Genomic DNA, 13643 nt, shown 5'->3' with positions numbered 1-13643 from the left:
TAAGCATCATGACCGGATGATAGCTGGGATTTCCTTCCTTACTGTACGCTTTTAGCAGCGGAGCCATATTGATTCTTTCCAAAATGCCGTTCACAATCCGTACCGGATGATTCTCCGGAATCAAATCATCAAAACTGTAGGGAAACAACACGGTCTGGTTCTGATTGTAATGCTTGAAATTCATAAACAACTATCTGACTATCAATTATAAATTTACAAATTCTTACCATCATACACAAAAAATCCGCCTCAGTTGTGAGACGGATTCTTTTTATTTTACAATTTACGGATTCTCACTATGCGGCATATCCACAGGTTTTGATTCCGGGGATCCTTTTTCACGAAGCTAGACTGAAAGGATAACTAATGAGGCAACGGCCAGGAATTCACTCTGCCAGTTCTGGAACGACTCGAACCAGAACCGGGAATCTGTAATATACTGTCCGGCCGTAGTCCCCGGCTGATGCTTAACCAGCTGTTCTTCATTGAAATCTTTCAGGCTCCCATAGAAATGGAGTGCGAAACTTGAAAGGAAGAGGATAGCAAATGCTATCGAGAGGGAATGTTTATAGATCTTCAGCCATAAGCCGCCTTTCCTGACTGGCCATGGGGCATCCGGGCGGCCAACGGGTTCCCGGTCAACTTCTTCTTCCTCCTCAAGTGACTTGGATTCACTGGATCCTTTTTGCCGGAGCCATATGGTCAGAACCACATAAATCATCATCTGCAGAAATTCACTTTCCCAGTTTTCAAACGTAGCCTGGATAAAGTGGCCGCTGGAAATGTACTGTACCATATCCAATGCCGGATGTCCATGTTCAGCGAGCTCCTTATTGTGGGTCTTCCATCCGGAGAAAAACTGTCCGGCAAGGCAGATCAGCATGAAGAGCAACAACACGATGCTTAAACTATTGCGGTACAGGAATCCTTTTTTTGCCATAAGTGCCTGATCTGATCGTTTGTTTTGGTTTTATTCTGAATCTATTTTCGGTAAATCCTTTACGGTAGGGCCTGTCAGCAATTTTCCGTTTATATTAAACCTGGATCCGTGACAGGGACAGTCCCACGAAAGTTCGGCATTGTTCCATCGTACCTCGCATAAAGCATGAGGGCAAGTACTCCTTACCAGATGAAGTTTCCCATTGCTTTCTTTATATACGGCATACGAGTCGCCTTCATACCTGACCACTTTAGCTTCACCCTCTTTTACTTCAGCCAGCGAACTGATTTTATCTGCAAAAAGCTTGTCTTTGATAAAGTCATAGGCAACGACTGCATTTTCCTTAACAAAATCCGTAAAACCGGCGGCCGGCTTGATCCTGGAAGGGCTGAACAGGGTTTCATACTTATTGCTTCCTTTGGTAATCAGGTCAGTAATAATCTGTGAAGAAATGGTCCCGAAAATCATTCCGTTGCCCCTGAATCCGGTAGCCGTAAATATTTTCCCGCTGCTTCCGGGCAGTTTCCCGATATATGGAAATCCGTCCGCCGGTTCATAATACTGGCTTGACCAGCTGTAACAGGCTGTTTCTACATCAAAATATCTGCGGACATAATTTTCTAGCCTGGAAAAACATTCTCCTGTATTTTCTTCATGACCTGTCTTGTGATCTTCCCCGCCGGCAATCAGCAGGGTTTCGCCGTTGATGTCCTGTGTCCTGTAATAGTGGTACGGATCAGTAAGATCATAGCCGAGATCCTTCGGATAATTACCATCTTTAAGACTGAAGGCAATGGCATAGCTGCGGTACGGCGCATTGGTCGTATGAAGGATGCTCAAACCCGGCGGAATATGGGTAGCATATACAACATGGGTTGCCTGAAATTCCCCTTTTGACGTTTTCAGAATGACTTTATCATCCTGTTCATCATGGCTTTCACATACACATTCTTCCAGGATCGTACCTCCGAGGCTGATAAAAGCTTCACATAATCCCCTGATGTACTTTACCGGATGGAACTGCGCCTGGTCCGGAATGCTTACCGCTCTTTTAAAAGGGATCGGGAAAGGGATCTCATCAACATCATTCATTACGTGATTCACTTTTCCCGCACCGTCTGCCAGGTCTTCCAGCTGCTTTTCCTGCTTCTCATCCAAAGCAAAAAGGTAAGCGGTTTTCTTTTCAAAATCACAGTCAATACCGTAGCTCTGGATATGGGTATAAATGATTTCAATTGCCTCCTGCCCGACTTCAGCAAACAGTTTGGCATTATCAAGCCCGAAGTCACTGATAGCTTCCGTAAAAGTGGTATCAAAGAAATCATTCAGGTGAGCAGTCGTTCCCCCTGTTGTTCCGAAACCGATATTGGAGGCCTCAAGGAGAATACACTTTTTCCCCGCCTGCTGAAGTTTCAGGGCAGTAGAAATCCCTGTAATCCCACCGCCCACAACGGCAACATCAAAGAATTGCTGACCGCTTTCCGTAGAAAATCTTTTAATTTCCTCCTGCCATATACTCTTTCTTGCTCCGTCTCTGTACATACATAATTTTTTTGGTGTTAGACTTATCTGATCCGCAGGGTATCTGCTTTTGACCCATTATGGCCTGCGGACTGATTTTTATTTCCGTATTTTTTTTCGGGTTCATCTTCATCAAAATCGCATCTGCATGATGAACAGGCCAGAAGACCTATCATTCCCAGCATTAAGGCAGTTGTTTTCATATAAAAGGTGTTGTTTTTATCCGTTAACCACCAGTCCGCCGTTAGGGTGAAGGACCTGGCCGGTGATCTGAACCGAATCCTCTGAGGCCAGGAAAAGAAAACTGGCTGCCACTTCTTCCGGTGTTGCTTTCCTTTCAAAAGGAGGCTTGTTCGGATCATCTTCTTCATCGCCGAAGGTTTCTTTGGTTAAAGGTGTCGCCACCGGACCCGGCGCAACGGCGTTCACCCGGATGCCCTTAGGTTTGGACTGCAGTGCCAGTGAACGCGTGAATGACACGATGGCCCCCTTGGTAGCAGAATAATCCAGCAACTCGGCATGCCCCTGATAGGCTGTTGCAGAAGTGGTATTGATGATAACACTTCCCTGCTTCAACAGCGGGTACACTGCTTTGGTGAGCAGGATCATCCCGATGATATTGGAATTGAAAGTGGTACGTATATTCTCTTCTTCAAGATCTTCAATACTTTCGGAAGGAAACTGGGTTCCTGCGTTATTTACCAATATGTCGATTCCGCCGAATTCCGACTGTACTTTTTTCACGGTTTCTTCACAGAATGCAGCATCTCCCACATCCCCCTGGAATATGGCAGATTTCCTCCCCAAGTTTTCAATCTGTGTTTTGGCTTCTTCGGCTCTTTCCCGGTCCGAATGATAAATAATGGCCACATCTGCCCCTTGTTCAGCGAAAAGCAAAGCCACGGCTTTGCCTATTCCACTGTCGGCGCCGGTTATCAGCACCGATTTGTTCTCCAACTTTAATTTTCCCATACTCTCTTATTTTTCGTCTTTTGGTTTCTGCATCTCCGACATTCTGTGTGCTGCCATGCTGTCTGTTGCAAGATTGGACATCGCGACAGTCAGTTTATTTTTCAATCCGGAGATTACTTTATCATCACCGTTCATTAGTGCATTATACCCGTCAACAGCTACTTCTTCGGGAGAAGAGAGGTTGTCTTTATCTTCAAGGATTTTGCTTTCGTTCATATCTGCTTTATTGAAGAAATCGGTATCGGTAGGTCCGGGAAGCAGTGCCGTAACGGTAATGCCCGTCTCCTGGAGTTCCTCACGGATGGCTTCTGACCATGAAAGGATGAATGCTTTGGTTCCATGGTAAACGGACTGCCACGGACCCGGCGCCTTGCTGGCAATGGATGCCAGGTTCAGGATTTTTCCGGATCCTTTCGGCAGCCTGTCCTTTACAAAGAGTTTGGTAAGAATAAGAACCGATATAATGTTCAGATTCACCACATCCACTTCCCGGTGAATATCCGTGTCCTGAAATTTCCCGTAAATCCCCTGTCCTGCATCGTTGACCAGGATTTCAGGGCTGATGCCATTGAGCGTAAGCTCCGAGTAAAGGGAGAAAACATCTTCCTGGTTGAAGAGATTCTTGGACATGGTGATCACGTTGATCCCGTAGTCTTTAAACTCATCCGCCCTGGCTTTCAGTTCGTCATGGTTACGGGCTACCATCACGAGGTCGTAGCCGTTTTTTGCAAACTGTTTCGAGAGCTCATAACCGATTCCGCTGCTGGCCCCGGTGATGAGCGCATATTGATTTTTCCGGCTCATAAAGACTATTTTAACATAAGCAGTTGATTGATCTCGCTTTTAAAACAACCCAAGATAAATTCCGTATAATACAGCTGTGCATTAAGAGACTGGGTTTTCGGATGAAGCTCCAGTTTTTTGGTAAGTACAATTTCGCCTTTATAAGCAAAGGAAAAATAAGCATAGATCTTATACAGTGAATTCCTGATCGGCGTGCAGTATCCTGTCGTGGCAATGGACCAGTCGGATTCGAAGAGCCTGCCTACGTTTAAAGCCATGGTCTCGGCTATATTTTCAGATACGCAGTCACATTCCTCAGCCTCACTGGCATCTACCTGAAGCAGCCTCACTTTTTCCTGCATGGTATAGGTGGTGAGACCGCCCTTATAAAACATCGATGCATTCTGCATCTGTGAGAAAGCCAGCTGCAGGCAACCTGAGGTTACGCTCTCCGCAACGGCAATAGTCTCATCAGCCGTGATCAGTGACTGGCTGATATATTCCAGAAGACTTTTTTGAAATTCCATAATATTATATTTTAGATTGTGGTTTATAGATTAAATGGCAAAACATGTACACGGATCAGATGCTATTTCAACACAGCCATCTCATTTTATGTCAAAAATCTGATAGCCTTTGCTCACGTTTCAAGCGAAAGCCGTTGGATCATGATGGTATCCGTCTGAACATGATCCGGCAATTCGTCAATAGTCGTATGGACATTGCATTGCGCGGCCTTTATAGTAATATCCTCATCAAAAATCTGTCCAAGCTTGAAATGATCATAATCAACCGGACAGACTCCAAAGATCAATATCACTTCTCCTCTTCTGACAGTGCCTCAAAAAATGGCCGGCCCAGGCTAAGCGAACGGTAATACTACACAATCACCCGATTCAGGTTAGTCATGCACAGTACTGATTCTCTTTAATATCCATTAACTTACGCCCTGTAAACTTAGGACGCACCTGGAAATTCCTCCCGGGTCCCTTTGTAAATTACTTCCACAGATGGCTGTGGAAGTAACTTTTAGGATGATATCATTTGATACTTTCTGATCAGAGGATCATCTACGGTATTGCACCGGATGTTTCCGGATCCGTGAATGACGGCTGCTCTCACACGATCATGATTGATATGTTGTCTTTTGAGTTTATGGATTGTCCGCATTCATTTCCGGCGCATTTCTATCCAGTTCCAGGTCCCAGACCCTGTGGCTGGCGATGGCCTTGATAAACTTGTCTGCCGCATCACTGTCTTCCGCTGTAATAATAGCAGGGTCGGTATGCTTTTTCATCGCAACATTACTGTTCATATACAGAGGTTCTGTCCCTTCTCCGAAGCTGATGGCTTTACAGTGCTTATATGCTTCATTGATGAAGTTGAGGGCAGGATGTTTATTGAACGGCTTCAGAAGTACCTGGGCAGAATTTTCACCTGCACTGATGTGGAGCGCATCGAAAGCTACGCTGGCAATGCTGTTGAGTGAATGTTTAGGAGTCAGTGACGATCCGTCATTCAGCTGTACAGGTGCCATGGAGGTTCCGATGATTTCCACTACGGCATTTCCTGCTTCCAGTTTTGTTTTCAGGGCATTCAGTGCAGCTGCATCAGCACCGTCAGCAGTAATGAATCCGATTTTCCTTCCTTTAATGGAATCCTTTATGGTATTCATCATGCTCAGCGCCTCTGATGAGTGGGTATCCGGCTCTCTTTCTTCACTCTGAAGCTCCAGCGGATTGCAGTCTGCCGGAAGACTCTGGTTCGGGAATTCAAGTTCTGTAATTTTGGCACCCACATTTTCCGCCACAATCTGTGCCAGCTCCTTATTTACAAATGCCAGCTGGCTGACTACCCTGTCTCTGATGTCGGTAATGGTAACCTTGGAGAGTTCAAAAATCAGCGCGTTCTGAAGATGTCTTTTTTCTGGTCCGGACTGGCTGTTGTAGAACATTTTTGCCTGGGAATAATGATCCACGAAGCTCTTGCTCCTCTGTCTTACCTTAGTTCCGGAAACCCTTTCTTCCTGCGAAACAAATCCTCCTTCTTTCATCATCGCCTGGAACGGACAGCCCCCGCCGATGGAATTGGGAGAATAACTTACCCTGCCTTTATCAATCTGTTGCCTGTTATAACCTTCTCTCTGGTTGTTGTGTACGGTATTAACGGATCTGTTGATCGGGATTTCATGGAAATTCGGTCCGCCCAGCCTGATCAGTTGCGTATCGGTATAGGAAAACAATCTTCCCTGCAACAGCGGATCATTGGTGAAATCGATTCCCGGAACAATATGCGCGGGATGGAAAGCAATCTGCTCCGTTTCTGCAAAGAAGTTGTCTGTATTTCTGTTTAAGGTTAAAGTTCCGACGATCTCTACGGGAACCAGTTCTTCAGGAACCAGTTTAGTAGGGTCCAGCAGGTCGAAATCATATTTATGCTCGTCTTCTTCCGGAATCAGCTGTACGCCGAAATCCCATTCCGGGAACAGTCCGCTGTCAATAGATTCCCAAAGGTCTCTTCTGTGGAAGTCCGGATCTACTCCGGAAATTCTCTGCGCTTCATCCCAGGCTACGGAATGCACTCCCAGTTTCGGTTTGAAGTGGAATTTGACAAAATGTACTTTTCCTTCATCATTAACCAGCTTGAAAGAATGGACCCCGAAACCTTCAATCATCCGGTAGCTTCTCGGAATCGCCCGGTCGCTCATGATCCACATGATCATGTGCATGCTTTCCGGCATCAGTGAGATAAAGTCCCAGAAGGTATCATGGGCAGACTGTGCCTGCGGAATTTCATTATGCGGCTCCGGCTTCACGGCATGGGCCAGGTCCGGGAATTTCATAGGATCCTGGATGAAGAACACCGGGATATTGTTGGCCACCAGGTCATAATTTCCCTCTTCCGTATAGAATTTCACGGCAAATCCTCTGACGTCCCTTGCCAGATCCGTACTGCCGCGATTTCCTGCCACCGTTGAAAATCTTACAAACACAGGCGTTTCTTTTCCCTCTTCTGCAAGAAATTTAGCCCTGGTATAATTCTTCAGGCTTTTGGTGACTCTGAAAACACCATGAGCACCGGTTCCTCTGGCATGGACTACCCTTTCCGGAATCCTTTCATGATCGAAATGGGTCATCTTTTCCCTGAAGATAAAGTCTTCCAGTAAAGAAGGACCCCGTTCTCCTACCTTTAAGATATCCTGATCGTTGTTTACCTTTAAGCCCTGATTGGTCGTCATTTTTTTCTCCTCATTGGAGACCTTATAGCCGTCCAGCTGTTCAAGTTTTTCATTGCCCGGTTGATGGTCTTTCATAATTCTATAATTTTTTGATTTGGTGATATTTCCTTTTACGACATGGTAAATAATTGATATTATAACCGCCGTTGCAGAACTACCTCAAAGGCGACAAAGGCCGTACCAGCTTTTACTTTTCCTATGCAATACCCCGTTATTCTTCAATAATGTGGTATATTTTTGGTACATGCCGTCAAATAAAGCACTGCAGGGGTTTCCCACGGGTCTCATTGATGGGAATTAATCTTCCTGCTCGGCATCGAAATTGATGAAAGTTTCAGCGATTTCGGTAAGATTGTAATCGGTGTCTTCCTCTTCCTGCAATGTTTTTTCCAGGAGGTCTGCAGCCTTGTCATGTCCCATGGTGATGGCCAGCTGAGCCAGTCCCCCGTAGGTGGCTATTTCGTAATGCTCCACTTTCTGCGCAGCGATAATCAATGCGGCATCCCGGGTCATAGAACCTTCTTTTGTTGATTTGATGATCTCGCGGCCCTCTTCGATAATTCCTTTAATGGCCCTGCATTCTTTTTTTTCAGGGGTTTCATCAATCAGCCTGAATACTTTTTCCAGCCGGCTCACATGCTTCTGGGTCTGCAGCTGATGGTCTTCAAAAGCTTCCTTCAGCTCTTCCGTAGTGGCTGCTTCCTGCATTTCGCCCAACGCTTCAAGGATGGCGTTTTCTGCAAAGTAAACATCCTTGAGGGATGTAACGAAGAACTGGTGCAGCGGAGAACCTTTCATCTGGTCTCCGTTAACTTTCGCGTTATCGACGGAAGTGGTATTTCCTGATGGGGCGGTATTACTGCTATTCTGGTTGTTGTCTGATGTTTTGGTTGCCATAGTGGTAATGGTATTTGTAAATTAGAAAAGATTACCCCTTTACTGAAATTAATAAAGAGGTAACCATGGAAAAGAATTATGAATTGCGTCTGCCTCCGAATCCTGATCTGCCGGAGCCTGAAGACCTTCCGCCTCCATGCGATGCCTGGCCGCCCATACGGGCAATCCTGGTCCGTTCTTCCTTGCTCATGGAAGCAAAGCCCCGTCCTGAATTTCCGTTACCTGAACCGCCGCTGTTTCCGGACCTTCCTCTTCCGCCGCCATTACCGGAACCCGATGACCTGCCCGAATTTGAATTTGAGCCCGATCTTCCGCCTCCATGTGATGCCTGGCCGCCCATACGGGCAATCCTGGTCCGTTCTTCCTTACTCATGGCAGCAAAACCTCTTCTTGAATTTCCGTTGCCGCTGCCGGAAGAAGACCTTCTTCTTACGCCACCATTACCGGAACCCGAATTAGAACGCCCGCGGGAACCGCTTCTGCCGTTTCCGGAAGTAAATCTTCCCTGGTCGTCTCTCTGCTGGTTGCCGTTGCCGTTGCTGTTTCCTCCGCGGCCGCGGCCTCTTCCCCTGCTGTCGTCATTATCCTCATCATCCTCATCATCGTCGTAATCGTTATCGTATCCGTCGTTGTCATATTCATCATCATAGTCCCCGTCTTCATCATCCTCTTCAAAGTAGTCTTCATACTCTGAAAAATCATCGTCGTATTCTTCATCCCGGGAGGCGTCATTGTACCCATGATCATAGCCTAACTGGTAAATTTCTTCCAGGTTACCTGATGAATAGGAATGGCCTCTTGAACTACAGTTTCTTGAATTTCTGTTGTTCATAATTTAATTTTTTTATATTAATAGATAGTGATATCCATAGCCGGCCGTAACTAGTATAAGCCGGCAATGGGTTGGATTGGTTGCTGTTTGATGATGTGAAAGCCAAACGCTTTCAGGCTGTCCCTTCCTAAGGATCAGGGATATGATGAATTATTGATTCAAATGTACGGGGAAATAATTCACTGTTTTATGACGAAAGTCATGTCGGAAAATATTCTGGTTTTTTCCGGTATGCAGACCATGCCGCAGCAAGAGATCTGTTTTAGTTACAGGGCACCTTTGGCCACGGACCGGTTCAATAGAGGATCTTCCGGTTTTCTATTCTAACGATCTTATCCCTTTCCATTCCTTTGATTGTCCTGATGGCTGTTTCCACGCAGAGACCGGTGAGGCTGGCCATTTGCTGCCGGGTCAGGGGAATCATGAACGAATAGGGTGACTGCTCTTTCTGAAAGCTTTTCAGGTAGTCCATCAGTACTTTCAGTTTAGCGGTAGGGTTCTGGGAAGACAGGTTTTGCGTCATGATGAGCTTAAAATACAGCCTTTGGGAAAGCACCCTGTTCATATCAAGGCAGATATCCGGGTAAAGCTTCATAAGGTCCAGAAAGACTTTTTTGGGAAGCCTCAGGACGCTGCAGTGGCTCAGCGCAATGGCATTCATGGGATAAAGCTTATCCATGAAAAGCAGGGACTCCCCGATGCTCTGGCCATCTTCCAGAAGCGTCTGGATGATTTCTTTACCGTCATCGTTATAATTATTGAGTTTTACATCGCCGTTTATAATCTGATAGTAAAAGTTAGGAACATCTCCTTCGCTGAAAATAATTTCCGAAGGTTTGTACTTCCTTGTGATTGCTCCTACTGAATACAGAATTTCTTCTTTAATTACCATATTAGCTGTTCTTTAGTGTGTAATATTATAAGGACATTGCCAGTAGAATAAAACATTGAGTTGATAAGTGTATGCAAATATCGAACCTGTATTGTGATTATTGATAATACAATAATATTATAGGTTTGGAATAATTAATTTTTTTTATTTATGGCTAAATTTTATTTAAAATTATTTGCATTGTTTTACAACCCATCCATGATCATCTGACGACGCGGTTGCATCCGGTCCGGTATATCATCATGGATACCATTACTTACGTTCCGGATTCCGGCCGGAGGTCTGGTGAAAAATCAGGATGTATAAAATGAGATAAACAACGGAATGCTGGAGTACAGCTGTATTCATCATATTGATGCAGGGTTACAGGCAATCCGGAAGGCCTGATTGACGTGATTATTTTCATAATGTTAATGTTAAGTGTGGTTAACAAAATTAACCTAACAAAAACCATTTTTTTATGACCTAAATCATAGGGTGTCCGATATCAGGTCTTTAACAAAACGTGGAGATACCATTAAAATACCTCAGTAAAGACGATAATCCATATCAGGATCAGATTGAATCGTACTTTTCTTTTAAAGACATGCAATGTACAAAAGGAAAGCGGAGGCCGGTTGAATTCCCGCCTCCGCTCTACAGTTTCTTGTCTGTCCATCATTTATTTGCTGTCCGGAACAAACTTTTTCCGGGCCAGCTCTTTACGTACCCGGCTCAGGCTTTCAGGAGTAATGCCAAGATAGGAAGCAATCATCCATTGCGGCACCCTCAGCAGCAGGTCCGGATACATGGTAATGAATTTCATATATCGTTCCTCTGCCGTCTCGCCTAATAAGGAATTGATTCTGTCCTGCAGGCTTCTGATGTGTTTCTGAATGAGAATATCGCTTTTCTCAAGGCTGTTCGGGAACTCCCCGACGAGTTTGCTGATGAAATCGGGATGCATCAGCAATACTTCCGAATCTTCCACCGCTTCGATATAATAAACGGATTTCTCATTGAAATAAAGGCTGCTCCGGTCGGAGATCAGCCAGCTCTCGGGAGCAAACTGAATGATGTGCTCCTTTCCGTTCTTATCAATGGAATACATTTTCAGAAGTCCTTTTTCCACGAAGTAGATATACCTGCAGACCTCACCGTACTGCAGCAGAAACTGGTTCTTCTGGATCTTTTTGGTTTCATACTGCAGGCTGCAGGTATTCACCTTCTCCACAGGAACGTTCAGTACTTTGGATAAATACGTATTGATATTTTTCATTAGGCAATCTGATCGGCTGATATATGTTGATGGGAGGCATTGCTGACGGCTTTTCCGTTTTCAATAACAAGGAACTGCGGGCTTTCGTGCCGGATTTCCAGGTCGGCAGCAATCTTGTTGGACAGCGGGCGGTGAGCCAGCAGATCCAGGTAATACAGCTCCGGTTTTTCATGCAGTGCATTGATCTCCTTTTCAAAGTTCTTAAGAACGGTGCGGCTGATGAAGCAGCTGGTGGAATGCTTGAAGATCCCGATTCTATGCTGGAAGGATCTTTCCAGGGCTTTTGCCAGGTCTTCCTCACTTTCTATGGTTTTCCAGATCGGGTTCTGGTCATTGCTCTCTTCTTTTCCGCCAAATATTTTATTAAAAAAGCTCATACATTAAATTGTTTTAAGTGATGATGCAGGTGTTTGTATTCCAGGAAGCCCCAGTCTTCCACTCGCATTTTACCGAAAAGGGCGTGATGCCCGGGCAATTGCCCATTCAGGTAATGCTGCCGGTACTTTTCCAGCGTTTCGAGCAGATATTGCTTTTCCACATCAAAGTCACATTCAAAATTAATGATAAGTTTCCGAAAAGTAGGCATATTTCTGGGAATTCCGTTATTGAAGACCTGCATTTCCTTTTTCGTAAACGCTCCGACAGCCGTATATATGAAGGGAAGCGCAGGCAGTACTGTTTTTCCCAGAGGCACTTCCAGCACCCGGCTGCAGTGTTTCAGCATCTGCCCGGCATCCATTCTGCCCCATTTTCTTTCTGCATCCCGGGAGAGTAAAGAAATCCTTCTTATGATTTCTTCAAAATGTTCGGGATGATGGAGGCTTTTTTTTACCAACCTTTTTCGTTTTTCAGGTTTTCGATATGAGCGAAATGATGGTGGCAATGCCAGACATACAGCGCCAGACTGACCCTCAGGCTGTAGTCCTTCTGATGTTCAGGATGATGGAACGTTCTTTCAAACTGCTTATTGGTCATGGTTTTCAGTAAGGTCGCCCATCTCTGGTGAACTCCTTTCAGGCTTTTCAGCGCAGGCTTCACCGGCATATTGGCACTGTCCTGCAGTTCTGCCCAGGCTGCTTCGTTATAAGGCTTAATGACCGGATTATCCTCGGTAAGGGCCAGCTTGAAACGGATAAAACTGTTCATGTGGCTGTCTGCAAGATGATTCACCACCTGCCGGACCGTCCAGCCGCCTTCCCTATACTGCGTGTCCAGCTGGCTTTCACTGAATCCGGCAACCAGGCTTTTCAGCTTTCCCGGAAAATCCCTGATCACTACAATATGTTCATCCAGTGTAATGTCACAGATTTTATCCGGATATTCAAATTTTCCTACCGGATATTTTTTCTTTTCTAAATCATTCATTTTACTCGTAATTTGATAAAGGTATGGCTGTTAAAATGCTTGAACCTGCATGTCATATTCTGGTGAATGAACCGTCCGGAAAGCAACAGCCTCCCTTCCGGATCCATCTAAACCATACACAAGTGGATATTCTGATGAAAAAATATGCAGATTACCACCTGGCCGGCATTCAGGTTTTAGTAACCGTGCAGGTCGATATCCTCTGTCCGCTGCAGGGTAACTTTCTTCCCCATCTTCTTCTGGATGACCCTGAAATGGTGCAGCTCGTCATCCGTAAGAATGCTGATTGCCGTTCCTTTTTCACCGGCCCGTCCTGTCCTGCCGATGCGGTGTATATAATCTGCAGGCGACCGGGGAAGCTCGTAATTGATGACATATGGAAGGGATTCGATATGGATGCCGCGGCCGATCAGGTCTGTGGCAACCAGCACCTGCGCACCTTTGCCCTTGAACTCTTCCAGGTTATTCCTGCGGGCCCCCTGGGATTTCTGACTATGGACAGCTACCGCTTTGATTTTATTTTTCTTAAGCTTTTCCACAAGCTGGTCGGCTGATTTGGTAGACGACACAAAAACCAATGCTTTTTCTATCTTTCCTTCTTTGATCAGATAGCGCAGGAAAGGTCCCTTCTTCTCCGGAGATACATGATAGGCCAGCTGTTCGATGTCTTCTATCTCAACCTCTTCCCTTTTGATCTCGATCACCACGGGGTCTACCGACAGCCGCTGCTTCATTTCAGACACCTTATCATTCAGTGTAGCTGAAAAAAGGATGGTCTGTTTTGCAACGGGCATCATACTAATCAGGCGGTTCATTTCTTCCCCGAAACCCAGATCAAACATTTTATCCGCTTCATCAATCACCAGCTGGGTTATTCCTGATATGCTTACGGCATTATGATCGATAAGATCCAGCAGACGGCCGGGAGTTGCAATAAGGATTTCC

General features: G+C 45.4%; 14 protein-coding genes and 1 pseudogene. All 15 read right to left on the bottom strand.

Going from position 1 to position 13643, the window contains the following annotated elements; translation table 11 throughout:
• Positions 1-184: pseudogene (locus tag QZ735_RS06330) on the bottom strand (IS5/IS1182 family transposase); the annotation flags it as partial.
• Between the two features lie 162 nt (positions 185-346).
• Positions 347-940: a DUF6766 family protein gene (locus QZ735_RS06325; RefSeq protein WP_294245745.1), complete on the bottom strand. Its 594-nt coding sequence runs from the start codon at positions 938-940 to the stop codon at positions 347-349.
• 30 nt (positions 941-970) lie between these two features.
• Positions 971-2482, bottom strand: coding sequence for an FAD-dependent oxidoreductase (locus QZ735_RS06320; RefSeq protein WP_294245742.1), 1512 nt, complete (start codon positions 2480-2482; stop codon positions 971-973).
• Positions 2483-2680: 198 nt separating this feature from the next.
• The gene (locus tag QZ735_RS06315) at positions 2681-3433 is read right to left on the bottom strand and encodes an SDR family oxidoreductase (protein WP_294245739.1); all 753 of its coding nucleotides are present in this window, start codon (positions 3431-3433) and stop codon (positions 2681-2683) included.
• A gap of 6 nt (positions 3434-3439) precedes the next feature.
• Entirely contained in the window at positions 3440-4237 is a 798-nt protein-coding gene (locus QZ735_RS06310) for an SDR family oxidoreductase (protein ID WP_294245736.1), read from the bottom strand.
• A 5-nt stretch (positions 4238-4242) separates the two neighbouring features.
• On the bottom strand, positions 4243-4743 hold the full coding sequence (locus QZ735_RS06305; protein ID WP_294245733.1) for a CinA family protein: 501 nt from the start codon (positions 4741-4743) through the stop codon (positions 4243-4245).
• A gap of 626 nt (positions 4744-5369) precedes the next feature.
• Positions 5370-7529 carry a catalase gene (locus QZ735_RS06300; RefSeq protein ID WP_294245731.1) on the bottom strand — a complete coding sequence of 720 codons (2160 nt, stop codon included), beginning with the start codon at positions 7527-7529 and terminating at the stop codon, positions 5370-5372.
• 222 nt (positions 7530-7751) lie between these two features.
• Positions 7752-8351: a ferritin-like domain-containing protein gene (locus QZ735_RS06295; protein ID WP_294245730.1), complete on the bottom strand. Its 600-nt coding sequence runs from the start codon at positions 8349-8351 to the stop codon at positions 7752-7754.
• A gap of 76 nt (positions 8352-8427) precedes the next feature.
• Positions 8428-9183: a KGG domain-containing protein gene (locus QZ735_RS06290; RefSeq protein WP_294245727.1), complete on the bottom strand. Its 756-nt coding sequence runs from the start codon at positions 9181-9183 to the stop codon at positions 8428-8430.
• A 295-nt stretch (positions 9184-9478) separates the two neighbouring features.
• Positions 9479-10075, bottom strand: a complete 597-nt coding sequence (locus QZ735_RS06285) for a Crp/Fnr family transcriptional regulator (RefSeq protein WP_294245724.1) — start codon at positions 10073-10075, stop codon at positions 9479-9481.
• Between the two features lie 661 nt (positions 10076-10736).
• Complete coding sequence (locus QZ735_RS06280; RefSeq protein ID WP_294245721.1) at positions 10737-11333, bottom strand: Crp/Fnr family transcriptional regulator; 597 nt, start codon at positions 11331-11333, stop codon at positions 10737-10739.
• The gene (gene ytxJ / locus QZ735_RS06275; protein ID WP_294245720.1) at positions 11333-11710 is read right to left on the bottom strand and encodes a bacillithiol system redox-active protein YtxJ; all 378 of its coding nucleotides are present in this window, start codon (positions 11708-11710) and stop codon (positions 11333-11335) included. The genes QZ735_RS06280 and ytxJ overlap by 1 nt, the downstream gene beginning before the upstream one ends.
• Positions 11707-12168, bottom strand: coding sequence for a DUF1569 domain-containing protein (locus QZ735_RS06270; protein WP_294245717.1), 462 nt, complete (start codon positions 12166-12168; stop codon positions 11707-11709). The genes ytxJ and QZ735_RS06270 overlap by 4 nt, the downstream gene beginning before the upstream one ends.
• Positions 12162-12698 (bottom strand): YfiT family bacillithiol transferase, encoded by a 537-nt coding sequence (locus tag QZ735_RS06265; RefSeq protein ID WP_294245714.1) that lies wholly within the window; start codon positions 12696-12698, stop codon positions 12162-12164. The genes QZ735_RS06270 and QZ735_RS06265 overlap by 7 nt, the downstream gene beginning before the upstream one ends.
• A gap of 176 nt (positions 12699-12874) precedes the next feature.
• Positions 12875-13643: DEAD/DEAH box helicase (locus QZ735_RS06260; protein WP_294245712.1), on the bottom strand; the 769-nt coding region annotated here is incomplete at its 5' end.

It is taken from the genome of uncultured Chryseobacterium sp. (genome assembly GCF_913776365.1).
GTDB lineage: Bacteria > Bacteroidota > Bacteroidia > Flavobacteriales > Weeksellaceae > Chryseobacterium.
This window is presented reverse-complemented; position numbering and strand designations above follow the sequence as displayed.